The sequence below is a fragment of the Huijunlia imazamoxiresistens genome, from assembly GCF_037132455.1.
GTDB classification, from domain to species: Bacteria; Bacteroidota; Bacteroidia; order Chitinophagales; family Chitinophagaceae; genus Flavisolibacter; species Flavisolibacter imazamoxiresistens.
In genome coordinates this window covers 55,132-81,752 of record NZ_JBBBEI010000020.1, presented here as the reverse complement: position 1 = coordinate 81,752, position 26,621 = coordinate 55,132, and the positions used below count along the sequence as shown (strand labels likewise).

The 26,621-nt window shown below is 58.8% G+C and carries 20 protein-coding genes; 7 read left to right on the top strand and 13 right to left on the bottom strand.

Going from position 1 to position 26,621, the window contains the following annotated elements:
* The 3 genes from V9K67_RS20480 to V9K67_RS20470 all read right to left on the bottom strand — a co-directional run bounded on the left by V9K67_RS20480 (position 1) and on the right by V9K67_RS20470 (position 6,192).
* Positions 1–5,064: a translocation/assembly module TamB domain-containing protein gene (locus V9K67_RS20480; RefSeq protein WP_336725723.1), complete on the bottom strand. Its 5,064-nt coding sequence runs from the start codon at positions 5,062–5,064 to the stop codon at positions 1–3.
* Between the two features lie 168 nt (positions 5,065–5,232).
* Entirely contained in the window at positions 5,233–5,676 is a 444-nt protein-coding gene (gene cynS, locus V9K67_RS20475; RefSeq protein WP_336725721.1) for a cyanase, read from the bottom strand.
* A gap of 249 nt (positions 5,677–5,925) precedes the next feature.
* Complete coding sequence (locus V9K67_RS20470) at positions 5,926–6,192, bottom strand: hypothetical protein (protein WP_336725720.1); 267 nt, start codon at positions 6,190–6,192, stop codon at positions 5,926–5,928.
* Between the two features lie 345 nt (positions 6,193–6,537).
* Here V9K67_RS20470 and V9K67_RS20465 point away from each other — a divergent pair, with 345 nt between their 5' ends.
* Complete coding sequence (locus tag V9K67_RS20465; protein WP_336725719.1) at positions 6,538–7,383, top strand: hypothetical protein; 846 nt, start codon at positions 6,538–6,540, stop codon at positions 7,381–7,383.
* A gap of 86 nt (positions 7,384–7,469) precedes the next feature.
* Here V9K67_RS20465 and V9K67_RS20460 read toward each other — a convergent pair whose 3' ends face one another.
* The 3 genes from V9K67_RS20460 to pncB all read right to left on the bottom strand — a co-directional run bounded on the left by V9K67_RS20460 (position 7,470) and on the right by pncB (position 10,046).
* Entirely contained in the window at positions 7,470–8,207 is a 738-nt protein-coding gene (locus V9K67_RS20460; protein ID WP_336725718.1) for an NRDE family protein, read from the bottom strand.
* Positions 8,195–8,695, bottom strand: coding sequence for a hypothetical protein (locus V9K67_RS20455; RefSeq protein ID WP_336725715.1), 501 nt, complete (start codon positions 8,693–8,695; stop codon positions 8,195–8,197). The genes V9K67_RS20460 and V9K67_RS20455 overlap by 13 nt, the downstream gene beginning before the upstream one ends.
* Positions 8,696–8,867: 172 nt before the next feature.
* On the bottom strand, positions 8,868–10,046 hold the full coding sequence (gene pncB / locus V9K67_RS20450) for a nicotinate phosphoribosyltransferase (protein ID WP_336725713.1): 1,179 nt from the start codon (positions 10,044–10,046) through the stop codon (positions 8,868–8,870).
* Between the two features lie 208 nt (positions 10,047–10,254).
* Between pncB and V9K67_RS20445 the strand changes: the two genes are divergently transcribed.
* The 3 genes from V9K67_RS20445 to V9K67_RS20435 all read left to right on the top strand — a co-directional run bounded on the left by V9K67_RS20445 (position 10,255) and on the right by V9K67_RS20435 (position 13,141).
* Positions 10,255–10,947, top strand: a complete 693-nt coding sequence (locus V9K67_RS20445) for a hypothetical protein (RefSeq protein ID WP_336725711.1) — start codon at positions 10,255–10,257, stop codon at positions 10,945–10,947.
* A 78-nt stretch (positions 10,948–11,025) separates the two neighbouring features.
* Positions 11,026–12,051 carry a coiled-coil domain-containing protein gene (locus V9K67_RS20440; protein ID WP_336725709.1) on the top strand — a complete coding sequence of 342 codons (1,026 nt, stop codon included), beginning with the start codon at positions 11,026–11,028 and terminating at the stop codon, positions 12,049–12,051.
* Positions 12,052–12,127: 76 nt separating this feature from the next.
* Positions 12,128–13,141: a hypothetical protein gene (locus V9K67_RS20435; RefSeq protein WP_336725707.1), complete on the top strand. Its 1,014-nt coding sequence runs from the start codon at positions 12,128–12,130 to the stop codon at positions 13,139–13,141.
* Between the two features lie 85 nt (positions 13,142–13,226).
* On the opposite strand, the gene V9K67_RS20430 is transcribed toward V9K67_RS20435, so the two are convergent.
* The 3 genes from V9K67_RS20430 to V9K67_RS20420 form a co-directional block, all read right to left on the bottom strand.
* Positions 13,227–13,940 carry a DUF92 domain-containing protein gene (locus tag V9K67_RS20430; protein WP_336725704.1) on the bottom strand — a complete coding sequence of 238 codons (714 nt, stop codon included), beginning with the start codon at positions 13,938–13,940 and terminating at the stop codon, positions 13,227–13,229.
* Between the two features lie 38 nt (positions 13,941–13,978).
* Positions 13,979–14,275, bottom strand: coding sequence for a hypothetical protein (locus tag V9K67_RS20425; protein ID WP_336725702.1), 297 nt, complete (start codon positions 14,273–14,275; stop codon positions 13,979–13,981).
* 111 nt (positions 14,276–14,386) lie between these two features.
* Complete coding sequence (locus V9K67_RS20420) at positions 14,387–15,103, bottom strand: 3-keto-disaccharide hydrolase (RefSeq protein WP_336725700.1); 717 nt, start codon at positions 15,101–15,103, stop codon at positions 14,387–14,389.
* 118 nt (positions 15,104–15,221) lie between these two features.
* Between V9K67_RS20420 and V9K67_RS20415 the strand changes: the two genes are divergently transcribed.
* On the top strand, positions 15,222–15,449 hold the full coding sequence (locus V9K67_RS20415) for a hypothetical protein (RefSeq protein WP_336725699.1): 228 nt from the start codon (positions 15,222–15,224) through the stop codon (positions 15,447–15,449).
* Positions 15,450–16,420: 971 nt separating this feature from the next.
* Positions 16,421–17,380, top strand: a complete 960-nt coding sequence (locus V9K67_RS20410) for a polysaccharide lyase family 20 protein (protein WP_336725698.1) — start codon at positions 16,421–16,423, stop codon at positions 17,378–17,380.
* 66 nt (positions 17,381–17,446) lie between these two features.
* Here the strand turns inward: V9K67_RS20410 and treZ are convergent, their stop codons facing one another.
* From treZ to V9K67_RS20390, 4 genes are all read right to left on the bottom strand, one after another.
* Positions 17,447–19,315 carry a malto-oligosyltrehalose trehalohydrolase gene (gene treZ, locus V9K67_RS20405; RefSeq protein ID WP_336725697.1) on the bottom strand — a complete coding sequence of 623 codons (1,869 nt, stop codon included), beginning with the start codon at positions 19,313–19,315 and terminating at the stop codon, positions 17,447–17,449.
* A gap of 157 nt (positions 19,316–19,472) precedes the next feature.
* A complete protein-coding gene (locus V9K67_RS20400) occupies positions 19,473–21,077 on the bottom strand; it encodes an alpha-amylase family glycosyl hydrolase (RefSeq protein WP_336725695.1) in 1,605 nt (534 codons plus the stop codon).
* Between the two features lie 47 nt (positions 21,078–21,124).
* Entirely contained in the window at positions 21,125–21,865 is a 741-nt protein-coding gene (locus V9K67_RS20395; RefSeq protein WP_336725694.1) for a metallophosphoesterase family protein, read from the bottom strand.
* 5 nt (positions 21,866–21,870) lie between these two features.
* Positions 21,871–22,614 (bottom strand): nucleotidyltransferase family protein, encoded by a 744-nt coding sequence (locus V9K67_RS20390; protein ID WP_336725693.1) that lies wholly within the window; start codon positions 22,612–22,614, stop codon positions 21,871–21,873.
* A 207-nt stretch (positions 22,615–22,821) separates the two neighbouring features.
* Here V9K67_RS20390 and V9K67_RS20385 point away from each other — a divergent pair, with 207 nt between their 5' ends.
* Positions 22,822–26,580, top strand: coding sequence for a carboxypeptidase-like regulatory domain-containing protein (locus V9K67_RS20385; protein ID WP_336725692.1), 3,759 nt, complete (start codon positions 22,822–22,824; stop codon positions 26,578–26,580).
* Positions 26,581–26,621 lie beyond the last annotated feature (41 nt).

The following is a 26,621-nucleotide window of genomic DNA, read 5'->3' as shown; positions in this document are numbered from 1 at the left end:
CTATTTGTTTTGGGTATTCGCCGTTCCCTGGGACCGTGCCTTTCTGCCGTGGATGAGCTGGCGGAAGCGGTTATAATCCACGGTCATGGCAAAGCCTACCCCGGTTTCGATAATGTATCCGTCTACAATTCCCTGGTATTCGTTTTTGCGGTAGAAACGCAGCATGTAGCGGCCGTCGCGGCTGAGCTGGTAATTGGCCGATACGTTGCCGGCGATGTTGTTGGAGCGCTGGTTGTTTTGCTGCGGTCCTTCCAGTTCGAAGTTGCTGCCTACCGTTACCGTCAGGCGGTCGTTGAGCAGGCGTTTGCTCAGGCCTACGTTCAGGTCGGTGCGGTTGCGCCGTTCGCCGGTGGTGTAGTCGTCGCTGGAGGCTACGTCGAAGTTCAGGTCCACTCCTTCGATGAGGCCGCCGGCCAGCTGGTTCAGCTGTTCGGTCAGCAGCTTGCTCACGCTCTGGCGGGCCATGGCGCCGGCATTAAAGCCTTCACCGGAGCCGGACGACTGGAAGGGGTTTTCGCCCACGAAGCGGTTGAGCAGCAGCAGGGAGAAGACCTGCTTGTTCAGCTCTGAGGGCTCCTGCCGCAGTTGGGTCAGCCGGTTATCCACCGTGTTGACGATATCGGTGGAGGTGTTGTTCTTATAATTTCCTTCCTTGGGCAGCACGATGTCGAAGGCGATCTGGGGTTTCATCAGCTCGCCGGTCATGTTCAGGTGCACGTTGAAGGGCAGCCGTTGCAGGTACAGGTTGCGCTGGGCGGCATTATCACCCAGGTAGTTTTCCACCAGGTCCAGCGGGGCCGTATTGGCCACGTACACGGCCGTCAGGTCCACCTGGGCATTGGTGGGCTCGCCCAGCCACACGATCTTGCTGCCCTTCTGGATGTCGAAGCGCCGCTTCAGGAAGTTGAACGACAGCTGGTAGGAGCCCTGTTCCAGCTCGTACTGGCCGGTCAGGGTGATCTTGCCGCTGGGGTCGATACCGGCCGACAGCTGGGCAGCGCCCTGTACGTTCAGGAAGTCGCCATTCGCCGCATCCACCACCAGGTTGAAGTTGGCCTTCTTTTCCACTTCGATATTGGCGGAAATATCCATGCCCGTAATCCTCGAAACGTTCAGTGAGTCGTACTGCATAAAAAGCGAGTCGTTCTCGGGGGCGTCGAAGTCGGTGAACACCACCACGCCCTCGCGTTCCTGCACACCCGGCTCGGCCTGTGGCAGTACCACGGTAAAGTCGGTGCCTTCGTTGATGCGCAGGGTGCCGTCGACAATAGGAGCCGTTTCCGTGCCGCCGATATGGAGGTTGGTGTTCATCAGCATTTTACCGTAGTACAGCTTGTTGTCTTTTTTGGTGGTGTTGACGGCCATGAAGTTCTGGGCGTCCACGTCGAGGCTGAAGGCATAGTTGATGAAGTTGGTCGTTTGCACGTTGCCGTTGATGGTCAGGGCGTTGTTGGCCGTATCGCGAACGGAGAAGTTGTCGAACGAGAAGCCGTTTTCGGTCACTTTCAGCTGTTCGTCGTTGATCTTGAAGGGGCCGCCGATCATGACGGTGGTCAGGCTGGCGTTGTCGAAGTTGAGGGCGCCCTGCACTTTGGGCTTGGCAGCCGTGCCTTTGATGGACACGTTGCCGTTGATGGAGCCCGAAGCCTGTTTCAAAAAGGCGGCCATGGCGCCTTCCAGGGTGTTGAGCTGCAGGCGGCGGACGGCCAGGTCGAGGTCGAGGGCAAGGTCGCTGCTGCCCTGCGGGGCAAAGGAGCCGGTCAGGGCGATGTCGTTGCCGCGGCCGGTTAGGGTGGTGTTGACCAGGTAGCTGTTGCCCGAGGAGGAAACCTTGGCGTTGATGTTGCCGAGGGTATCCTGTTTAAAGCTGAGGTTGTTGATGTTCAGGTCCGAGGTAAAGACCGGCTGTTTCATGAGGTTGCGCAGGGTAACGCCGCCGTTGATGGTGCCGTTGACGGAGAGCGAGTCCTGTTGGGCAAAGCCCAGGATGGTGCCGATCTGGAAGTCTCGGAAGGTGACGTTCAGCGGGCGGTCGCCACCGGGTTCGCTTTGCAGCGCCAGCTGCTGGTTATCTTTTTGAAGGATAAAGTTGTTGGCGATGATATTGTCTTTGGTCAGCAGGATGGAGTTGTTTTGGGGGATGTTCCAGCGTTCGTAGTTCAGCAGCAAGGCGCCGGGTTTCAGGCTGAGCGAATAATCGCCGGTAGTGGGCTGGGTCAGCAGGCCGGCCAGCATGTATTTGTCCTTGTCGGCGGCATCGCCCAGGCGCAGGTTAAAGTCGATGGTATTGTTGCGGGCCGTAGCGTTCAGCCGGGTTTTGTGCAGTACCATCGAGGGGCCGTTGGCGATGCGGTCGATGTTGCCGGCAACGACCAGGCCGCTGTCGGCCGTATGGACCTTCAGGTCCAGGTCGCTGATCTCGCTGGAGGCGTACTTGATGTATTGGGCGGTCACGGCGGCCTGCATGCCCTGGCCGGTGGCCATCCGGCCCTCGGCATGGATGGGTTCGGCAGCGGTCAGCCCCGGTACAAAGGAGGCCAGGATCGGCGAGTAGATCAGGTCGGCGGCAAAGGTAAAGTTGTAGGGTTGCACCTGGGCGGCCTTATAGGGGGCGACCGAAAAATAGGGCTGGATGTTGTTCTGGATAATGCCGCCCAGGTCGGCCAGGTTGTACTGGCCCGAGAGGCGGGCATTGACGATATCGCTGGTCAGCCGCAGGAAGCGGGCGGTATCGGTGCGGCCGGCTTCGAGGTGCAGGCTGTCCAGGGGCAGGCGGTCGGCCCCCGAAACCAGGAGTGCCTGGGTGATGAGCACGTCGGCTTCCAGGTCCTTGGGATCCAGGGAGGGGATGTCGGCGTCGATCTTGCCGCGGAAGACCAGGGGCTGGGTGGTAAAGCCCAGCGGCAATGTTTTCAGGCTGTCGATAAAGCCCTGCACTTTCAGGGAGGGCTTGCCGGTGGTGGTGCCCGTAGCCGTCAGGTCCAGGTCGATGTTGGGGTCGTTGGCGGTGGTGGTCACATTATAGGTGCCCTTGCGCATCGAGCCGTGAAGGGCGATGTTGCGATACGTGTATTTGTTGAAGCCAAAGCTGTAGATATTTCCTTTGAAGTTGGCGTTCATGGCTTCGGGGGTAAAGCCCGTGCCGTTGGTCGAAAATACGCCGCTCAGGGTGCCCACCTGCGGATTTTGCAGGATGGTGCCCAGCTGCAGGCCGGTGGCTTTTACCGTGGCGTTATAGGTGGCAGCCGCGGGGTTGGTAAGATGGGTAAACGAGCCGTCAACGGCGGCCGAGCCCGAGGTGGTAATCACGTTCAGGTTGGTGGCCAGGCGTTCCATATTGCCGCGGAGGGTGCCGCGCACATCGATGTTTTCGGGCAGGCGCAGGGGCATGTTGGCCAGGGCGGGCCCGGCCAGCAGTTCCAGGTCGGAGCGGGTGGTGTGCAGCCGCCGGATGGTGAGGGTGCCGCCGGCCGAATTCGGATCGGTGATGCTGGCCAGGGTGCCTTCGGCGTCTATCTGGGTATTGCGGAAGCCTTTGAATTGCAGGGCCGCCACGCGCAGGCGCTGCATGTTGCCGCTGGCCTGGATGTTCATATGCCAGATGGCGTTGGGGTTGGAAAAAGCCGGCTGCGAGCGCAGCTGGGGTGCAAACACCAGGATGTCTTTTACCTGCACCTGGGCGTCAGGAAGGTTTACTTCCATTTGTGTATTTTGGAAACTGTCGGTCAGGGCGGCGTAGGACGAATAGGTCAGCAACACGTCGCGCTGCAGTTCGGTGCCCGGAGTTTTGAGGCGCAGGTCCTTGATGTAGGATTGCTTGGCGGCGTAGAGCAGCTTGCCTTCCAGGGCGTCGAGCTTAAAGCCGCTTTTCTCGCGCATAAAGCCGCGGGTGATCTGGCCGCCGATGGAATCGGTGTTCATGACGAAGTCCTGCATATGCAGGGTGAGGCTGTCGGCGTCGAGGTGGGCGTAGTCCATGCCGTAGGCCAGGCGGGGCTGGTTGTCGTCGTCGAATTTGATGTTGTTGTTATTCAGTTTGATGTCGTCCACGCGGATGCGCCAGAAGGCTTGTTTCTGGGCTTCCACTTCCTGTTGGATCTCTTTTTTCACCACCTGGGCGCCGGGTTTTTTGCCCAGGCGGATGTCGGCGGTGGTGTTGTTCAACACCAGGTCTTCGAGCTGCACCACGTTGTTTTGCAGGTCGAAGTTCTTGCCCGTGGTGTGGAGCTTGCCTACTACCAGGTTGGTGTAGAAGGCCGACACGTCGTTGGCGTACTGCAGGTCAATCTTGTTCAGGTCGATATCGCCGATGGCCAGTTTTGCGGTGATGGGTTGCACCGCTTCGGCCACGTCCTCGGAGGGGGCGTCGGGTTCCAGCAGGGGTTTCGTTTGCTTGATGCGGGCGGTGAGGCCGTTTACGGAAAGCGAGCGCAGGCCGAAGCTGGGTTGGTAGGGGTTGAGGGAGTCGATTCGGGCCACCAGGCCGCCGATATGGGCGGTCATGTCGTTGCCGGTGATCACGTCGCGGAACAGCAGGCGGATGTTGGAGAGGTCGATGCTGTTGACGCTTAGTTTCAGCGGTGCGGTCTGGGCCGTGTCGGGGCTTTTGGTGTTTTCGGTCATGAAGGCGTCGGCGATGAACTGGAAGTTAAAGGCCGTGTCCGGCAGCACGCGTTTGATCTTGGCCGTTATATCCTTCAGTTCCACGTCTTTCACCTCCACTTCGTTGTCAAACAGCTTCATCAGGGTGACGTTGGCCTTGATGGTGCCGCCCGACAGCAGGGTATCCTTTGTCTGGTCTTCGATGTAGATGTCGTTGAGTTTGACGCGGCCGGACAGGCCGAAGGTGACGCTGCCGATCTCGACGCGGGTTTTGAGTTTGTTCTGCAAAAAAGTTTCCGCCTTGGCGGTCAGGAACCGCTGCACCGGCGGCGTCAGCACCAGCAGAAAGACGATGACGACAAACAGCAGCAGGAAGAGGACGACTTTCAACAACACACGGGCGACCTTCCCGGCAACGTTCGGTTTCCTGACCTCACGGGGTTTCTTGGCTTCTTGTTCCATGGGAAAAAAGATGGGCTGTGGAACGGTTGCAAATTCCAAGCCTTAATTTTTTCGCTAATAGAAAGCCGACAGATGAGGAAGGAAAGCTGGAAAAGAGGGGGATTGAAGTGGGGAAGTGGGGAAAACCGGGAGGCCTGGAAGATCCTTTCCTGGCTTCCCGGCTGCGGATCACCATTTTTTATAAGGCAAAAATTTTCCGTTCATGGTCACCTGTACGCGGTCGCCTTTCGGGTCTTCAATTTTATCGATGTGCATCGTAAAGTCGATGGCGCTCATGATGCCGTCGCCGCATTTTTCCTGGATGACTTCTTTGAGGGTGGGGCCGTAAACAAAGCAGATCTCGAAGAAGCGGTAGAGCAGCGGGTCGGTAGGGATCTGGGGCCCGGAGCCTTTGGTGGGGTACACTTGCAGGGCGGCCACGGCTTCGGCGGGCAGGTCGAGGGCGGCGCCCAGTTTTTCCGCTTCGGTTTTGGGCAGGGTGTTCTGTCCCAGGCAGGCCGAGGTGGTAAACACTTCCGACAGCCCGGCGATGTGGGCCAGCTCGCTCCATTTGATTCCTTTCTTTGCCTTTGCCACCATGATCGCTTCGGTCATTTCAATTTTTGTCATCATGTAAGGATTTGTTTGAGGGTATTGGTGTGGATGCGGCTAAATGTAGGCAAAGATTTTATTTATTGATGGGTTTGTTTTTAGATTTTTAAAAAATAGGGTTTGTTTAGTTGTATTACTATAATAATTATTATCACACTTTTTCTCGACAGTAGTGCCGATCTGTGTTTCTTTAGCGCATGACCACCTATCCCGGAATACAATTCCGGGGTACGGGGTCATGCGCTAAAGAAGACGTGCGCAGGCTATACCTTATCGCTTATTTCTTTCAGCCCTGTTTATGGAATCTTGCCGGTCAATGCGGTCCTTTTTGGCTTCAGTGGTGGAGTCGATCATATCCTTTTTCACTTCTGAGGCGGAGTCCAGGGAATCCATGCGCATGTCCACGGTGGAGTCGATGACGTCTTTCCGTTCCCCGGCCACGGAGTCCAGGGAATCTTTGGTATCGGCGGCGGTATCGCCGGTGTTGTTGCAGGCGGCCAGGCAGGCAATGGAGGCCACCAGGAAAAGCTTTTTCATACTAGCAGAATTTAAGTGTAACCGTTCCTTCATGCTGGTTCTGAAGCTGGTTCGGGATTTCCTTTATCCAAGACCTTGCCAGTAATATGGCAGAGCAGGAGCCCGGTTTTTATCTTTTGGCCGATCGGAAGGGTCCGGGTGCGTTATTTTATTAATGTTTATTTTAAGTGATAGATGAGTAGGTTTGGTTGTTTAGTTGAGCTGCTTTCTAAATATTCAGTTACTTTTGCGCTGATTTTTCTTGCCAATTTAAACCAATACCACTGCATCGCCAAGGAACCGGATATTCAGCTGCGTTCGGAATGCTGAAATGATTCGCTTTGCCGGGCAGATAAAAACTGATTTATGAGCAATTCGATCCGTAACCTTCTTCCCCCGCCTTCTTTTGCAGCGCATCATCCTACCCGGATGAAAAAACGAACGGTGAATTCAAAACTTTACTTTTTCCTGCTTTTGCTTCTGTCGGCAAATGCCCTCAGGGCACAGAAAAATGAAACCGGTTTTCCCTACCGGTTGGGCAATGCTAACGGCATGGCTACTATTGACCAACCTATTCTTTCCCTGGGTGTTTTCTCCGGCAGTTTTTCTCAAGTCCTGGGTACGCCTTCAGCGCCCCAACGGGCTGCCATCACTGGGTCAGGCCTCACGGGCCCGGTAACGCTTTCGGTAACTTCCGGGGTTCAACTGGCACTGGATGCTACTGCTACTACCTGGAGCAGCACACTAACGCTGCACCCGGTAAATGGCATATTACATACCCATGTATATGCCCGGCTCAATGCTTCTTCAGCCGGGGCGTCAACCCATACGTTTACATTAGCCAGTGCCGGAACTTATCCGGATATGTTGAAAGTGGCCGGCAACACTACAATTTCCGGCAACGTTACCACCCGGCGAGTGGACGTGGCTGCCAAAGCGGAAACCCGTGTTGTTGCCTTTCCCCTAAGCTTTTCTGCCGCTCCCAACCCGGTAGATGCCGGCGTCAGCCAGATTTCAGTCAGCCACCCGCAGTTTGCTGATGAAGCGATCCTGTCGGTGTACCATCCCGGCGGACTGCGGTTGGCCACCTATAAAGTGGCGCCCGGCACCACCTCTACCCGCATAGCGGTGCAAGGGCTTCCGGCCGGTACGTATACCCTCGAACTGCGGCATGGGAAGATTCGCGGGACGGTCGCCATCCTGAAATTTTAAGTAGCACAGGAATCATAAAACACAAATGCCGGGATTATCGCCGGCATTTGTGTTTTATGAAAAAAGTAGAAAGCGTTTGCATTGCTTTAATTGGAGCAGAAAGGTCCTGTTTCTTCAAAGGAAAGATGGTGCAGCGATTGCAATTCCGTACGCAGGTCGGTATAATGCATGCGCCCGCTATTGCCGCCCAGTTCCAGAGAGGTAATGCTGACGGTGTACACCTGGCCGTCGCGGTTCATGTACAGGTCGTTGCGTTCGTCGCCCTCGCCGCCAAAGCGGTGAAAGTCCAGAACATCAGTTTGGGTAGGCGCTTCCTGTTGCTGCAGCCACCGGCGGAACCATTGTTCCCGCTTGGCCCGCACCCCTTCATCGTACAGGGTGGAAGACGACCAGATGTGGGCCCGGTCGGCCGGCAGCCGGCGGCAGTGCTTTTGGCCGTGCTCGTCCCAGCGGCATTCGTACAGCTCGCCTTTCTGCCACAGCACCAGGGTAAACGGCTCCACGCCTTCGAGGGAGATATTCGAGAAATTATGTACGGGCCGGTCGCCGTTCAGGATTTCCAGCAGTACGAGGCCCCGGCTCTTTTGATAAGCCGGCCGGCGGCGGTGCTTTTCAAAAGCGCCGTTCAGCAGTACGCCGGCGTTGCCGTTGCTGCACAGGGTGATCCAGGTGCCGCCGGCATCGGGGTCTTTGGGAAATACCCGGTCGCCTGCAGCCGTGGAAAAGGTCGTGGGACGGAGAGCCGGCTGGCGCCCGGCCTGTTCATCCCGGTTGGAGGTGAGGAATATTTTACCATTGACAGGAACAAAACTTACGGTGCACATGCTTTTCTAAATTTCAGGGTTGCGGGGGCCACGCCAAAACCTTCGGGCAGTTGCGGGGCCCCCAGTTCGTTCAGCCCCACTTTCATCAGGGCCATATGATGTATGGTATGTTCGAGGTTGTACAGCAATTCGCGGTGGTAATTGGTGTCGATCTGCACCACTTCGTCGCTGTACGCGTCGTAATTGACCTCCAAGGTCAGGTTTTTATCCGGCTTGTCGAGTTCCTCGTAGATGTTTGCCAGCAAATTGAAGGCGAAATGGCGGTCCTGCCCGATGCGCCCGTCCCGCTGCCGGGCTTCGTAGTTCACCCGCCCGGAGGCATAGCCCCGCTCCAGGCAGCCGAACTCATCAATAATATGCCGCAGGTGCTGGCCGACGGTGGCACCGGAAAGAGTAGCGCAGGGACGGGTGTATTGCTCATCCGTCAGTCGCTCCAGCACCTCCGTCAGCTGCTGCAAAATGTTGCGAAGGCAATTGTGTAAATGCATGCTTTTTTGAGTTTACGGGTTTACGGGTTAGAGTTCCTAAGTTCCTAAAGTTCTAAGTAGGAAAAGTTTGTGCCGGTTTAAGAAGGTTATTCCTCCTTTCACTAAACACAATAGTTACTTTTCCGAGTTACGCCAACTCAGGAACTTAGAATCTCAGGAACTCGTAAACTTCCTAAAGCCCCCAAACGGCTTTCGCCAGTTCAATCGTCCGGGGATCGCCGGTGTGCTTGTTGGGTTCGTCGGAGAGCTTGACTACCGGGACCCATTGATCGCCTTCGGGGCAGGCTTCGGTCATTTTCATGACGATGTTCATGGGGAGCTGGCCGACGTCGTTGGTGAAGTTGGTGCCGATGCCAAACGAAAAGCCGATCCTGCCCCGGCAGAAGTCGGTAATGCGCTGCACCCGTTCGTAGTTCAGGGAGTCGGAAAAGATGATGGTCTTGGAAAGCGGGTCGATGCCCAGTTTTTGGTAATGGGAAATAGCCTGATGGGCGAATTCCAACGCGTCGCCGCTGTCGTGGCGCACGCCGTCGAAGAGCTTGGCGAATTTTTTATCGAACTGCTCAAAGAACACCCGGGAAGTGTAGGTGTCCGAAAGCGCAATGCCCAGGTCGCCGCGAAAGACGTCCACCCAGTGTTCCAGGGCCAGGGCGTTGGCCATTTTGAAGCCGTAGCGGGCGGCATGGAACATAAACCACTCATGGGCATGGGTGCCGATGGGACGGGTTTGGTAAGTCATGGCCAGGTACACGTTGCTGGTGCCCACAAAGCCCGGGGCGCCGTGCTTTTTCAAAGTATCCACTACCAGGCGGTGCACGGCCAGGGAATGGCGGCGGCGGGTGCCGAACTCGGCAATAGTAACGCCCAGGGCATTGTAGTGGTCCATTTTCCGGCGGGTGGTGGCGACAATGTCTTCGTCCGGCAGGCGGTCGTTGCCGGTCATGCGGTAAAAATTTTCCGAGATGAGGCAGAGCAGCGGCACTTCCCAAAGAATGGTGCGGTACCAGAGCCCCTCGACGGCCACCGACAGGGAGGCGCCCTCCTGGTGGATCTGCACTTCGTCGGGGTTGTAGCAATAGCCCTGCAAAAAATCCAGGTATACCGGATCCAAATAGGGGCAGGTAACGGCCAGGAAGGTTTTTTCTTCCTTGCTGAGTTTAAGTCCCGACATCACATTCACGGATTCGCGCAGCGCATCGGCAAAGCCTTCCGGAAAGGCATGCCCCCCCCGGTTGATAAAGGCATAGCGGGCTTTGGCCCGGGGAAACTGCCGGAGCACGCACTGCTGCATCGTGAACTTGTAAAAGTCGTTGTCGAGCAACGAGGGAAGGGCGGCGAAGGGCGTATGCATGTTGTAAGTTAAAGAGAGTTTACAAGTTCACGAGTTCTCGGCTTCACAAGTTCATGGGTGCACCTGTTTCCTTGTTCTTTTAAGGTAATGGTTTTCTTTTTCCGTTCAAGAGTTGCGCCAACCCTTTTTCCCGGTCCTGAGCCGGTCCTGAATCTGTTCCGTTCATTTCCTTTTAAAAGCTAACTTTAATTCCATATAAACGCAACGTATGAGTTTTCTGAAAAACCTGCTGCGCCCCTTCGTGGAGTTTGATGAAACGAAAAAAGAGGAGCCCGTGAAGGAAAGCGGAGCCGTTCCGCCGCCACGGCCCGTAAAAGCCGCCCCCGCAGCCCGTACGCCGGCGCCCGTACCGGCTGCAGCGCCGGCAACCGTACCGGCCGGCGCACCGCCGCCTCCGGCCGACCCCACCGCTTTTGAAAAATATTTCGACGACCTGCTGGAGGCCGCCAACCGTACCAACCCCCTGTTCGAAGGAACCGACTTCAAGGAATTCCTCGACAGCAAGGCGGATGTGGAGGCCATCACCGATGAAGCCACCCGCTACCGTACGGCCTTCAACGTATTGAAGCGAACGGGGCTGACCAAAGGCCGGCTGATTGCCACGGCCCATGAATACATCAAGATCGTGGAGCAGGATGTAAAGGGATTTGAGCGTGCCTTTTCGCAGCAATACACGACGGAAGTGGAGGAAAAGGAACGGCTGTTGCAGCAGAAAGCGGCGGAAGTGCAGCAACTGCAGGAACGCATCGCCGCCCTCCACGAAGAAATGAAGCAGCTTTCCACCGGCATGCTGCAACAAAAGGAAGAACTGACCGCCAAAAGGGCTTCCTTCGTGCAGGCCGGGGAGAACAAGCTCCATGAGCTGCGCTCCGAGCTGCAAAAGATCGAGCAATATTTTTAGCCGCAACCCTTATGTGCCGGTTATGCTTAACCGCATTTGATCCTGTTCGGCCTGATTAAAAAAATAAAACAAAATAAAATGGACAACCAAGTAACCCGATCGAATTTCGAGCTTCCGCAGTGGGATGCGAAAAAGACCTGGGGCACCGTCATGACGTTAATCATCCTGGGCGGGCTGGCCGTGCTGTTTTACATTTATGTGCTGCCCTTTCTTTTGAGCGTTGTGTGGGGCACGATCCAGCTGGTCGTGGGCATTGCCGTGGCCATCGTGCTGCTGATGATCCTCACCAACCCGAAGTTCTGGCGGGGCATGCGGTATTTTTCCGAGGCGCTGGCCCAGGGCGTGTTGGGCTGGGCCATTGAAATGAACCCCTGGAACATCCTTAACCTGCAGATCGAGGAAGCTGAAAAGGACCGCGAGCAACTGCGCATCCATGGCGAGAAGCTGAAGGCCCAGGCCGCCTCGCTGCAGCTGCAGCTGGAGGAGAACGAACGGAACCTGCGGCTGGCGCAGGAGGAAGTAAAGCTGTGCAAAACCCGCCTGGAAAAGCAGCCCGACGACTTTGATACGCAGCTGGCGCTGGAAACCTCGGCTACCAACTTCAGCAACGCCAAGGACTTTATCGACGCCGTGAAGCCCGTGGCCAACGACGTGAAGAACCTGGTGGTGTTTGCCGACAAAGCCTACCGCAAGTCGGGGGTGGCCCTGATGAATTCGAAGAATACCGTAAAGATCCAGAAGGCCAAGTACGACGCCGTCACCACCGCTTCGGCCACCATGGCCAAGGCCATGAAAGCCTTTACCGGCAATACCGACCTGAATACCGATGCCGACAAGGCCATCCAAAAGATCCGCCAGGACGTGGCGGCCAAGATCGGCGGCATCAAGTCGGCCATCCAGATCACCTCGCAGGCTATGAACGCTCAGGACCTGAAGGATGCCGCCAAGGTGTCCATCGCCGCCCAAACCGCCACCCGGCTGGACGTAGACAAGACCTTCAGCTATGCCGACTCCATCCAGTCCTCTGCCGCCCAGATCGACGACAGCGACAAAGCCAACAGCGGCAACAAATACCTCGACCTGTTCAATAAGCAAGGACAATAAGCAATAAGCAATAGGCAATGGTCGATAGACATTTGTACTTCATCAATAGTCATTTCATCAAACAAAACAGAATAAAATGAGATTAAAGCCCGGAGGAAAACTGGCGATCCTGCTCCTGTTGGGAGTGGGTGCTTTTTTCCTGATCAAGCCACGACTGGACCAGAACAAAGCCGACGACAAGGCCACGCTTCCCAACACGGAATGGACTACCGCCGACAAGGAGCCGAAAACTACCGCTGACGAACAGGGCCGCCCTTCCGGCTCCGCTACCGCCCCCGCCGAACGCCGCGACTTCAACTATACGCCCGAAAAGCCGGTGAACGGCGAGCTGAAAGGCGTGGTGGAAGTGGGTGCCACCGGCTTCAACTCCTTTGTGATCAATATGGACAAGGAAAAACGCTGGGAGATCGTGTCGAAGGATTTCGGCCGGTCGCTGGCCTATGAAGGGCTGGCCACTACCGACGACATCCGCGCCGGCCTGAAAAAATACCTGGCGGGCATGTTCGACAAGGGCGTGAACAAGAACAACATGCACTTCGTGATCTCTTCCGGCGCCCAGAAGGAGCCGAAGACGGCTTCCATTGCCAACGAGCTGAAAAAAATGGGCTACGTGGTGAACCTCGTGACCGCCGAACAGGAAGGCAAGTATGCCCTGAAGGCTACCCTGCCGCCTTCGTTCCAGGACAATTCGTTTTTAGTGGATATCGGCTCGGGCAATACCAAGATCTCCTGGGAGGAGGGCGGCACCCTGAAGTCGCTGGAGGCCCCCGGCGCCAAGTACTACGAACACAACCTGTCGGATGAAGAGGTAGGCCGCCAGGTGAAGGCGCAGGCTTCCAAGGTGCCCGAGGGCAAGCGGAACGTGTGCTTTATCCTCGGTGGCGTGCCTTACACCCTGGCCAACCAGCACCGCCAGGGCGAAGAACGCTATACCGTGCTCCACGTTCCCGCCGACTATAAAGCGGAAGACAAGAAAATGGGGGCGGGCCTGAACATCTATAAATCCATTGCCGATGCCACCCATTGCGACACTTTTGTATTTGACTGGGATGCCAACTTCACCATCGGCTTTTTGCTGAGCCTGAGGTAGCGCCTCACCCCCGGCAGGCCTCACCTCCGGCCCCGCTCCACATGGAGCACCTGTCCCGCCTTAGCGGGAGGGGCCAGGGGGAGGCCTACGCAAACACCCACCACAATCCCCAGCCGGCAAGGGCGCCGGTGAGGGTGTTTAATAAATTAACGGTATCGTTGCCCAGCACCCCTTTGCGTTCCAGGGCGGCGCCCAGCAGGGAGTCGGCCAGGTTGCCCGCCGTGCCGGCAAGGACGATCCACAGCACGCCCGCATGCCAGCCGAAGCCCAGCGCATAGATCAGGGCGATGACCGCACTTCCCGCCACGCCGCAAAGGGTGCCCTCGAGGCTGATGACGCCATCGGGACCGCGGCTTTCCCGTTTGAAGGTCAGGATGTTGTAGAACCGGCGCCCGTACACGTTGCCCAGTTCGGAGGAAAGGGTGTCGGCGCAGGCCGAGGCAAAGGCGGCGGCGACCAGTAGCCGGAAGAGGGCTGCCTGTTGGGGGAGCAGCACCGCCAGCAGTCCCAGCAGAGCGGGCAGGCCGGCATTGGCCAGCACCTGGCCCGCCTGGCGCTGGCCCTTGTTGGCCTCGGCCAGGCCGAGGCGTACCTTATTGGCCAGGCCCACCGAGGAAGCGCTGGTACCCAGCAGGAAAAACGTGGCCATCTGGGCGATACCGGTAAAGCCGGCGCCCAGGAACACCAAAAAGCCGGCAACGCCGCCGGCAAGGGCTGCCGCAGGCGTGAGCTTGCGGGCTTTTACGCTGCCGTACATGCCTCCTCCCAATACCAGGAGCAGGATCCAATAATTCCACATGGTGGAAAAGTAAGGCAAAAAGCCCGACTTCCTCCACCTTAATCCCCCGTATTCAGCGGGTCGCGGCTGCTGCGCTGTTTATAATCCGGGTCTTCGCGCACCGGGTTTTCTTCGGGGTTGTCGTTGCGGGCAATGCGGCTGTGGTATTCCTGCTCATTATCGCGCCGGTTTTTGTCGAATCCGCCCGAGTCATCGGGCGAGCCGCCGGTATTGCCCACCCGGGCAAAGCCGCCCGGGTTGTAGTCTCTTTCCGCGCCGGTGCTTTCGCGGTTGGCCAGTGTGCCCGGTTGGTCCGGGGCCCTGCCCAGGTTGCTGTCGCGTTCGTTTCGTTCCATATGCAAGGTGTTTTATGTAAGGAGAAATAAGGCAATAAGAAGGCCGGAATTACACCGCCCAATAGTCCTACCCTAATACCCCAATTGACCAATATCCCAATTAACCCATCCCTACAATTCCCGGATCCAGATATTGCGAAAGCTGATGGGTTCGCTGGGGTCTTTGTGCGCCTGCAGCATGATGGGAAGCGGGCCGTGCTTTTGATAAACAGGGTAGGGCAGGGAGGTTTCGCCCTGCACCTCTGCATGGTACAATACCAGTACCCCGTTGTACAACAGCGTCACCCGGGCCGGGTTGGAAAGGAGGCCGTCGGGGCCAAAGCGGGGGGCGGTCCAGATCACGTCGTACACCTGCCAGTCGCCGGGCGGGTGGGAAGGGTTGACCAGCGGAATGGCCTGCTTGTACAGGCTGCCCGCCATGCCGTTGACGTAGGTGGGGTTGTTGAAGGAGTCGAGGATCTGGATCTCGTAGCCGGCGTTGTCGGGACCCGTGGAACCCAGGAACAGGCCGCTGTTGCCCCGCTGCTGGCCGGTACCGGTGATGGTTACGGGTACGCTCCATTCGAGGTGCAGCTGGAAGTCGGTAAAGGAGCGCCGGGTTTGGATGTTGCCGGCTTTTTTGTCCACGGTCAGCAGGCCATCCTCCACCTTCCACTGCGCCGGCTGGTCCGGGTGGTCGGCCGATACCCATTCGGCCCCGTTTTCACCGTCGAAAAGGATGAGCGCATCGGAGGGCGCTTCGCCCGGGCTGGCGCCCGGCGTTACCACCCGGGGCACGGGCGACCATGCTTCTTTGTTGCGGGCGATCTCACCCAGGCTGCTTTTCATATGTGCAGGTTTTTAGCATCGTAGCTATAATCTCCTCGGCCTAAAAAATATGCCAGCGGCTTTGCAGGACTGGCACCCTTTTTTACGCTAATCTTCCGTAACCAATAAATACATCGTTATGGACGAAAAAAGAAACGAATACGGTAACCGTTCGGCGGAAGACCGCGACCATGGTTCCACCCAACCCGGCATGACCGGGCTGCCGGATATTATGGTCACCTCTTCCCAGCAGGCCGGCCGGTCTTACCCGCACCGGCCCGAGCCGGGCACCCGCCCGGAAGAAGGCACCCCGGATACCCCCATACGGAACAACGACATTTATGGCAATTCCTTCCCCGAGCATTAGGCAATAAACAACAGGCATATATGGCTCAGCTTGAATAAGGCCGCCGGTTCCGGGGAATGTCGCCCCTAAACAGAATAACTACAAAAGTCCCCGCGGCCTTTGTAGTTTTTTTCTTTAAAGGAGCCGCTATTCCTGCGCCCTCCTTTAAAAAATACTTCAAATAGTAACAGGTGCTGCGTCGAAATATACTGACCGGTAAATGGAGCAGGTCCCCTGCTGCCGGTAAATGGTTGTGGATAAACCGATCCGGAAGCGGCGGCCCGCGCCGGAGTTGGAACAATAAACGGTAACTGCGATAAGATTTCCACAGTTTTTCGGCTGTAGCAGCGTGCCCGGCAGCAGGTCTAAACAATATTGGTCCCTTTGTAACTGGTTGAAAATGAGTGGCCGTTAGCCTGTTTTTATAGCGGATTCCTCAGGGAGAACCGGTGGATCCTGCCCCAAGATGCCATCTCCCGTATCCCACCGGTCCTTTGTCCTGCCAGAATTTCGCATGGTCCTTGCAACTTACATTTGAGGCTACCTCTCCACCACGCTTAGAGCACCCATCGCAATCGCAGCACCCAATGTAAAGCAGGCGTATGCCTTAAATCTGTTCATCATGAAACCAGAAATCCCCCGTACCGGGCGCATCCTGCCCATTCTTCCCGCATTATCCCCCATGAACATGCTGATTCCTTTTTGCGTTCTATGGAGTTTCCCCAGGAAAAAAGATAGCAGGCCATTTCCACACCGGCGGTTTCTTGTAGTGACGATGCCGGGATAGCAGCATATCCTTTCGACGGCGGCGCCGGTAAACCGGGTACCACCCGGGACCGGCAGGCACCTGTCCTGCAGGAACGTGCTGTTCCCCGTGCACCCGGGCTTTAGCCTGGCGGTGCGCCCCCCTGCCTGCTCTTTCCACAGGCCGGCAGGTACCTTTTACGTCTACTCCAACTATCCATGAACCTGTAACCTTTAAATCAATCCATATGAAAATGCAAGGAAACTTCCTTTCGAAAGGAAAATGCATGTTCCTGTCCGTCCTTTGTGCGGCTTCGTTAACCTGCTGTAGCAAAACAGACCTCCAAAATCCATCTGCCGTCAGCAACGACAAGGACGTTGTTCCGGCTTCCCGGGCCCACCTGCCGTCCAATCCCCGCCTGTTGCTGGAAGAAACCATGGAAGGGCACCGGCCTTTTTCGAACGTCATCGCGGAAAATTGCAAAACAAAGTGGACCTATTCCTTCTGCAATCCTGCTTTCCGGGGCGAAAAGTCGGTACGTTTCGAGATCCGGAAAGACCAGCCCCTGGTGGGTTCTGCCAAAAGAATCCGTTCCGAGGTAACCGTGATCCGGGGCGACGAATTCCCCGGCTTCAGCCGGAGCGCCTGGTATTCCTTTGCTATCTACTTTCCTTCCCAGGGCTTCGAGCCCGATGATACCCGGGATTGCATCAACCAGTGGTTCGAAGATGGCAGCGACGAGACCACCCTCCGTACCCGCGGCGACCGTGCGTTCCTGGAGGTCACTCCCCCCGAGGGATCGACCCACTTAAAGAAATACGACCTGTTCACCCCTTCGTTTACCGGCGCCGGAAGCCTGGCAAATTTTGAAAAAATACCAAAGGACAAATGGCACGAGTTCGTGTTCCACTTTATCCACTCCAAGGGTCCCGACGGCCGCATTACCGTTTGGCGCGATGGAAAGTTGATCCATGACATCGCCGGCCGCAACATGCACCTGAAGATCCCCAAATGGAAGATCGGCCTGTACAAAGCCTCCTTCCTCAACGGCACTTCTCCCCATTCTTCCCGGGTGCTTTACTTTGATAACGTACGGGTAGGCGGGCCCGAAGCGCGGCTGGCGGACATGGTTTCCCACCGGGGCTCTGTTATCGTCGACCCGGACTGCCCGGAAGGCAACTGCCCCGATATCCCGGATATGCCCTGACCCGACTGCCCGTTTGCCGTACCCTGATGAGGGGCCGAAAGTGATCTGCCGTACCCTTACGGCTGATCACTTTTCCTGTTTTATCTCCTCGGCCACTGCCTGGTAAACCACAACACTGCAGGGCGATAACCGCAGGTTTTCGCCCCCCTTCAGTTCCTGGGGCAACGATCCTTCTGCTTTCCCGTTCAGGGTCCATTCCGCTTCCTTCGAATCCAGCAGCCTCGTCCAGCCGGTAAAACCTTCCGGCACGGCATAGGACAGCTCTTTGGCCGAGAGGTTGAACAGGCAGAACAGGTGTTCCCTGCCGCCTTCGGCCTGGCGGTGCAACTCAAAGCCCTGGCGCCCCAGCACATTCACCCGCACATCATTCTTATTGAAATTGCGGAGCACCGGCTGGCTGCGGCGCAGCCCGATCAGCTTTTGGTGCCAGCGAAGCGCCACGGCATGCTTGCCTTCCTTCCGCTGCTGCCAGTGGATTTTGGAGGCGTTGAAGGTTTTTTCGGCCTGCGGGTCCGGCGGCTCGGTATTCCATTGAAAGCTTTCGAATTCCTTTTTGCGTCCGTCGCGTACGGCCCGGATCAGCTCTTCGTCGGAATGGGAAACAAAATAAAAGAAGGGTGTTTCGTCCGCATACTCCTCGCCCATGAACAGCAGGGGCACGTAGGGCGCCAGCAACAGGGCCGCTGCCGCCAGCTTCACCCCGTCGAAGTCGATCAGTTGGCACAGCCGTTCGCCGCCCACCCGGTTGCCCACCTGGTCGTGGTTCAGGTTGAACACCACGAAGCGGTCGCCGGGAACGCCGGCCGAGGACGTGCCGTGGCGCCGTTTGCGGAAAGAGACGTACTCGCCGCTGTGCACGAAGCCGTCGGTATACGCCTTGGCCAGCTGCTGCAGCGAGCCGAAATCGGCATAGCGTTCCTTTCCTTCCTTGTCGAGCAGCACGTAGAGGGCGTGGTGAAAGTCGTCGAGCCATTGGGCGTCGAAGCCGTAGCCTCCCAGGGCCGGGTCTTTCACCACCTTGGGACTATTGAGGTCGCTTTCGGCGCTCAGGTACAGGCGGCGCCCCAGCTGTTGCTCCAGCGCCCGCACCCGGCCGTGTACCAGCTCCCAGAAGTGCACGGCACCGTTGTCGTACACGGTATGGATAGCGTCGCAGCGCAGGCCGTCGATATGGTAACGGGCAAACCAGTGCAGGGGGTTGTGGGCATAAAAGTCGCGCACCCCGTCCGACCAGTCGCCGTCGAAGTTCAGGGCATCGCCCCAGGGCGTGCAGTATTGCCGGGTAAAATAAGGGCCGAACTGGTTGAGGTAGTTGCCTTCGGGGCCCTGGTGGTTGTACACCACGTCCAGGAACACCGCCATGCCTTTGCTGTGGCAGGCGTCCACCAGTTTTTTCAGTCCTTCGGGACCGCCATAGGAGTCCTGCGCCGCGTAGGGGTACACGCCGTCGTAGCCCCAGTTGCGGTTGCCGGGGAACTGGGCCACCGGCATCAGCTCGATGGCATTGATGCCCGTTTCCAGCAGGCTGTCGAGGCGGGGAATAATGGCTTCGAAGGTGCCCTCGGGGGTAAAGGTGCCCACGTGCAGTTCGTACAGCACCAGGTCCTTGAAGGGCAGGCCGCGCCAGGCGCTGTCCTGCCAGGGAAAGCTGCTGTGGTCCACCACTTCGGAGGGGCCGTGTACGCCTTCGGGCTGGAAGTGGGAGGCGGGGTCGGGGTAATCGCGTTCGCCGTCGGGCCGGAAAAAGTACCGGCAGCCGGGCGCCAGGCCTTCCACCGTTATTTGGAAATAGCCCTCCTCCGCGGGCTCCATGTCTATCAATTGTTCGGAAGGGTGCACCAGGTGCAGCTGCATCGTCTTGCGCTGCGGCGCCCAGACTTTAAAAAGGCAGGAATTGTTCTTGTAGTGGGAGCCGGCGCTTGTTACTAAGTTCACGAGTTTACGGGTTTACGAGTTAAAAGTTCCAGAGTTCACAAGTTCACGAGTTCACAAGTTCATTGGATGGAAAACATGCGGGTTTCCTATAGTGGTTCATTGATTACTGGCGTCAGCCAACTCGTGAACTCGTGAACTTGTAAACTCGTAAACTTTTCTAGCTGTCCAGCCGAACGATGATTCCTTCGTCCCCGCTCAGGTTAATGGTATTGTGGACGGTGGTGCCTTCGAGTTCGGGGGCGGTGGCCAGCACCACGGTACCTTTTATTTCCTTGTCGCGGGCGGTAAAATAGCAGGGGCGGTGGCTCAGGTTCAGGATGACCGCGTAGGCCGGCCGTCCGGGGGCCTGCCGGCAGAAGGAGATCATCTGCTGGTCGGCATGGATGGGCGCATAAGTGCCGACCGTAAAAGAGGGCTCCGACTGGCGCAGCGCGATCAGCCGGCGGTAGAGCGACAGCATCGAAAAGGGATTTTCTTTTTGGGCATGCACGTTATGGCGCTTGTAGGCCTTGTCCACGCGCAGCCAGGACTTTGTTTCCGAAAAGCCGGCATAGATGTCACTGTTCCATTGCATGGGCGTGCGGGCCGGGTCGCGGCTCAGGTTTTTGTCGGGCATGTTGAGGCCCTGCGGGTCCTGCACTTCCTCGAAGGGGATGGGCACGTCGCGCATGCCGATCTCCTCGCCGTAGTAGATGGTGGGCGTGCCGCGGAGGGTCAGCAGCAGCAGCGCCGCCACCTTGGCCTGCTGGATGCCCACGCGGCTGGTGATGCGGGGCTGGTCATGGTTGCCCAGCACCCAGTTGGGCCAGCCGCCGTTGGGAAGGGCGCCTTCGTACAGGTCGATGGCGGCCGAAAGCTGCGGGGCCTGCCAGGGCAGGGACAGCAGCTGGAAGTTAAAGGGCAGGTGGGCGCCCGAGTTGTCCACGCCGTAATACGTGACCAGCTTGTGGATGGGCAGGTAGATCTCGCCGATCATCATGCGCTCGGGATAGCTGTCGAGCACGGTCCTCATTTTCCGGACGATGTCGTGCACTTCCGGCTGGTCGGTGGAGTAGACCGGGTAGAGCTGCTCGTAGGTAGCCATATGCGGCTGGTATTCGGGGTTCACGGGGTTGTCGCGCAGCTGTTCGTCCTTGATCATATGCCACATCACGTCCACACGGAAGCCGTCCACGCCTTTGTCGAGCCAGTAGCGCATCACGCCCAGCATGGCTTCCTGCACTTCGGGGTTGCGCCAGTTCAGGTCGGGCTGTTCTTTCAGGAAGGCATGGTAATAGTATTGGCCGGTACGCTCGTCCCATTCCCAGGCCGGGCCGCCGAAGACGCTCAGCCAGTTGTTGGGCAGGCTGCCGTTGGGTTTGGGGTCTTTCCAGATGTACCAGTCGCGCTTGGGGTTGTCGCGGGAGGAGCGGGATTCCAGGAACCAGGGGTGCTGGTCGGAGGTATGGTTGGGCACCAGGTCCAAAATCAGTTTCATGCCGCGGCGGTGCACTTCCTGCAGCAGCTCGTCGAAGTCGTCCATGCTGCCGAACAGGGGGTGGATGCCGCAGTAATCCGATATGTCGTAGCCGTAGTCGGCCATGGGGGAGGGGTAGATGGGAGAAAGCCAAACGGCGGTGACGCCCAGCCATTGCAGGTAGTCGAGGCGCCGCAGCACGCCTTTCAGGTCGCCGACGCCGTCGCCGTTGCTGTCCTGGAAGGAGCGGGGATAGATCTGGTAAATGACGCCGGTTTGCCACCACAGGTGTTGGTTGTCGTTCATGGTTGTGGGTTTTTGGAGTGAAGCGGTCACTGGTCAATAGTCATTGGTCATACCTCGTAGAGGAAGAAGGGGTGTTCGTAGCCGGCCTTCTGGAGGATGTGCATGGCCACGTTGAACACCTTGACGCCGTTGGCGGTTTCGCCTTCGAGCACGCCCACGTGGGCATGGCCGTGAAAGGCGGCGACCACCTGGCGGCGGCTGAGCGGCTCGGCCAGCCGCGAGGAGCCCAGGAAGGGAAAGATGGCTTCCGGCTCGCCCTGCACCGTGGCCTTGATGGGCGCGTAGTGCATGATGGCGATCTTTTTCAGGTCCTGGCTGATGGCGTCGATGCGGGCCAGGGCGCGGTCGAGGTGCAGGGCCTCGTCCACGGCTTCCTGTACAAACGCCTTCATGGCGCCTTCGCCGAACATCGACAGCATGTGGTTGTCAAAACCGCCGCCGAAGCCTTTGACGCCGGCAATGCCCACGTTGCCGATCACCACCGCCTCGCCGTCCAGGATGTGTACGTGCTCGTTCTGTACCATTTGCCGGATGAGTTTATGCCGTCCTTTTTCGTAGTCGTGGTTGCCCAGTACGGCCACCACGGGTATGGAGCAGGCCCGGAGCTCTTCGGCCAGTACGCGGGCCTCGCCTTCGTCGCCGGTATCGGTCAGATCGCCGCAGATCAGCAGGATGTCGGCCTGGCGGGAGACCTCCCGGAAGAAGGCCGTCCATTTGCCGGTGTCGGATTCCCGGACGTGGATATCACCCACGGCGGCCAGCCGGGTTTTCTTGGTTTCTTCTGCCATAAGCATTACACGGTTTTAATGGTCGTTACTTTATAATCCCAGTCCTTGATGTCCACGCTGTACTGCGTCTGGTCGATGATGGGGCCACGGCAGACCTTTTCCTGCGAGGGGGGCAGGTCGTACTGTTCATTGGCGCGGGCCATCAGCTCGTCGAACAGCCATTTGGGAATGATGTCGTGGTATTCGGCAGGGTAGACGAACTGGAAGATGATGAGTTGCGCCAGCAGCAGGTGCCAGTGCTGGTCCATGCGGAACAACAGGCGCTTCCAGTCGATGTGTTTGCCCCATTTCAGCAGGATGTGGTTCACGTCGGCCCCGTCGAAGCGTTCGCGGTTCTGGACGTAGATCTTGCACCACACCAGTTCTTCGGGCGGCAGCAGTTTCAGGTGGCAGCCTTCGAACTGGCCGTCGGTGGCGTGCTGGTACCAGGTGTCGTCCACCCGGCAGATGTTGTTGGGCGAGTTGAAGATGATGTCGATGAAGTAGTCGCCCTTGAACACTTTGGCCAGCCAGCGCGAGTCGGTATGCTCGGTGCGGTAGCCTTTGGAGGCGAAAAATTTGAGGATCTTCGGGTACTCGCTGGGCTTGCAGAATACGTCCAGGTCCTTGGTATCGCGGAAGATGCCGGTGTATTGAAAAAAGGCGAACGCCCCGCCCATCATAAACTGTGTTCCGCTTTCGCACAACAGGTCCAATGCTTCTTTATAGAAGGCATGCGCTTCCTTCCTTTGCTCTTCTGTTACAATCATAGTCGATATTATATGGTACGAGAATTCGCTTCACGTCGTTGTGTTTTTTCGGCTCTTCCGCCTTCCCCGGGAAGGCGGCGCCAAGGGCATTGGGTAGAGAATAAAAGAACGTGCCAATATGGTCGGATGAGGGAGGGCCGCCCCCGTTTCCGGCCGGAAGCCGTAAATTGCCCCCGTCCTCCCCCGCTAAATTTCAAGCTAACCGCCATGCGAACGATCGTGCTTTGTCTCTTCCTGCTGCTTTCTTTTTCCCTGCTGGCCCAGCGTCCCCTGTCGGCCAGCCGCCGCGGCAGCCTTTATCAATATGCCTATAAAATCAGCCCGGCCGAAGCACTTCGGTTGTACCGTACCGGTATGCAAAAGGCGGGGGAGCGCTACCTGCATACCCTGGTGGATTCGTCGCTGGCCGACAGCGCCCGCCTGCCGCCGCTGCCTGCCGGCAACTACCTGCTGGTGCGGGCGGTGGACAACCGCCTGCACTACCGCCTGCATACGGCCGGCGGCCTGCAATGGCGGCTGGTAAACAACCGGCACGACCTGGCAGTGGCGCTGTACGACCGGCAGGGCCGGGAAGTAGCGGATGCCCGGGTGTACTTCGGCCACCGGCGGGTACCCTTTGATGCGCCCACCCAAACCTTCCGCCTCCGCCGGTCCCAACCCTCCGGCACCGTCCGGGTGTACCGGCAGGGCGTCCTGTATGTGTTCCCCGTGGCGGAACAAAAGAACCGCTATACCCCCAGCCGGGGCCTGGGCTACCGGCTAACGCACAGCTTTCCGCTGAAATATGCCGCCAACGCGGTGCGCAAGTGGCGCAAAAAGGCCCCGTACCGTTCCCGGCCGGCATTCTTTTATGCCACGGCCCACGAAAAAAGTTTCCGCGGCTTTATGGTGTTCAGCAAGCCGGAATACCGGCCGGGGGATACGGTGGCCCTGAAAGCCTTCGTGGGAAATAAAAAAGGAAAAGGCCTGCACCAAAAGCTGCTGCTGCGGCTCTCGGGCAGGGGGCTGTCCACCGACACGGTCCTGGCCACCCTGGCCCCTTACCGCGCCGGCGGCTACAGCTTCCGGTTCGTTCTTTCCGACAGCCTCGACCTGGACCTGGATGAGGAGTACCTGCTGACCCTGGAAGAAGCGCGCAGCCATAAATACGACCGGGGCCGCAACGAGGATGCCGATGACGAGGAGGCCTACGCCCGGAAAAGGAAGGTGGTCATGCGGGGCAAATTCCGCCTGGAAGACTATGCGCTGAAAGCAACGACGTTTTCGGTGCGCCTGGACAAAAAAGAGCACAGCCGGCACGAGCCGGCGGCGCTTTATGCCACGGCCACCGATGAAAACGGGCTGGCGCTGCTCGACAGCCGCATCCGGGTGCTGGTGCTCCCTTCCGGGGCGCATGATTTCGGCGCGCCCCGCCTGTTCCTCCCCGATACGCTCTGGGACCATACGGAGCCGCTGGAAGCGGTAGGGGAAACGCGGATCGCCCTGCCGGACAGCATCTTTCCCGCCGCCTCCTTTTCGTACGAGGTGCGCTGCACCCTGCTGACGTCCGATAACGAGGACCGGACCGATAGGGCACAGGGCGCGTTCAGCCACCTGCCCCGCCGGCTGGCGTTCGAACTGCGGCAGGACAGCCTGCTGGTGACCGCCATCGCCCGGGGGCGGGTGCAGCCTGCCGCTGCTATGGTCTATGCCCTGGCGCAGGAAGGCGATACCCTGGAAGCGCAGCCGCTGCAGTTGCCCGCCCGCCTGGCGGTGCATCCCTTCGCGGCCCGCTACTTTGTCCGGGCCGACAGCGTGTCGGCGGCCTATGGGCTGCCTTCCCCCGGCAGCCTGGTATCGGCCCGCACCTTCCGCACCCGCGATTCGGTCTTCCTGCAACTGGTAAACCCTGCCCGTCTGCCGGTCTGGTACACGATCTTTGCCGGCCGCAAGGCGCTGCTCCGCGGCCAGGGCGATACGCTGCTGTACGTGCGGCAAGCCCGCCGGCAGGCCACGTATTCCCTTTCGCTGCAGTACCTGTTTGCCGGCCGCGTGCACAGCCAGGAACTGGCGATCCCTTTCCGCGATAAGCTGCTGACCGTGGGCGTAAAAGCGCCCGAAGCCGTTTTTCCCGGCCAGGCGGCCGATATCGAGATTTCGGTTACGGATGCCCGTGGAAAAGCCGTGGCGGATGCCGATGTAACGGCCTACGCCTTTACCGCCAAATTCACCGGCGCGGGCCGCCCCGCCCTGCCTTACCTGGGAAAGCAGCCCCCGCTGCGCCCCCAATACGCCCCTTTCCTGGTATCGGAGCAGGGGGCGCTCCAGGCCACCGGGGCGCTTTCCTGGCAGCGCTGGAGCCGCGAGCTGGGCCTCGATACCGTGGAGTATTACCGCTTCCTGCACCCCGACCACCGCTACACCAGCCACGAGCCGGCCCCGGACAGCCTTACCCAGCTGGCGCCCTTCGTAGTGCGGAACGGCGACCTGCTGCCCATTCACCTGCTGTATATCGATGAAAAACCCATTTTCTTCAGCGGGGCGGAACACCAGCAGCGCTACAGCTTTGCCGTGCGCCCCGGCTTCCATACCCTGAAGCTGCGCACACCCGGGCTGCTGCTCACCCTCGACAGCGTATGGGTCGAAAAAGGGCAAAAAACCTTTCTCAGCGTCAATGCCGCTTCCGGCGATCCCCGCCTCCGCCTCCAACCGATGCCGGGCGTATTGACGCCGGAAGAACAGCTCCTGTGGAGCCGCTACCTGCTGCTGGTGGAAACGGTATACGGCCGCAACCTGGCCTGGGTGCAGCAGGACGACCGGCTTTTTCCCCTCCTGCCCATCGGACGGCAGCGGGCCGCCTATACCCCTCCCGTGCCGGTGGGCCCCCTGGACAACAGGAGCGCCGCGCTGAAGGTGCAGCACCGCTTCGAGCAATGGTTCGATGTGGAGGGCGGTTACACCTACCGGATCACCCAGGGGCTGGTGAAGCAAAAGCAATGGAAGGATCCCTTCCCCTTCCGCACCTGGCTGTCGCAGGCCGCGCCGGCCCCCGACTTCCGCGATTTCGTGCTGACGCAGGCAGAGGTGGACAGCCTGTGGCAGGACCACCTCGACCACCGCAATGCCACGGAAGACCTTTTTTACAACCCCTACCTGAAACCGGCCGGTGCCGGCAGGCTGCGGGTGGAGGTGGGCCGGGATACGGCCGGCCGGCAGGTTATGGTTACCCAGCTGTTCCTGTTTCGCTACGACGAGCCCGATTTTGTCCGCGCCTACCGGGGCGGCGCCCGCGACCTGGGCTATGTGCAGCCGGGCAGCTACCGCCTGTTCCTGCTGCTGCGGGGTGGCCATTACGTTATCCTGGACAGCCTGCGGGTGCGGCCCGGCGGGCTGAACTATTTTGAAACCGGCACCCTCCGGCCCCGCCTGCGCGACAGCGTCAGCGCCCGCATCGCCGCCATCACCGACCGGCGGAAAGAGGCCGGCTATGAAGCGTCCGACCTGGGCGTTATTAAGGAAAGCTTCAACGACGGGTTCCTGGACCGCTCCACGTTTAAACGGCTGGTTTCGGGGCGGGTAAGGGGGGGAAGCGACCAGCCGCTGGGGGGCGTGACCGTTTCCGTAAAGGGTACCCGCGTCCTTGCCGCTACCGCTACCGACCCGGCGGGCTTTTTCCGGCTGAACGTGCCGGACAAGGCCGTGCTGGTGTTTGCCACTGTCGGCTATACCTCCGTGGAGGTGCCGGTGACGGCGGCGAATGACTATTCCATCCGGCTGCTGCCCGCCAAAATGCGCCTGGAAGAAGTAGTGGTGGTCGGCAACGGCACCCAGAAGAAAGCAGACAGGACCGCGTCGGTCAGCCAGGTGCTGGAGGGCCGCCTGGCCGGGGTAAGTATCGCCCCGGGCAATGGCGCCCATTTCTTTATCCGCGGGGCGGCCTCCGCCGAAACCCCGCCGCCCCTGGTGATCGTGGACGGGCTGCCCTAAAGCGGCCGCCTGGAGGACCTGGACCCGTCCGCCATTGTCGA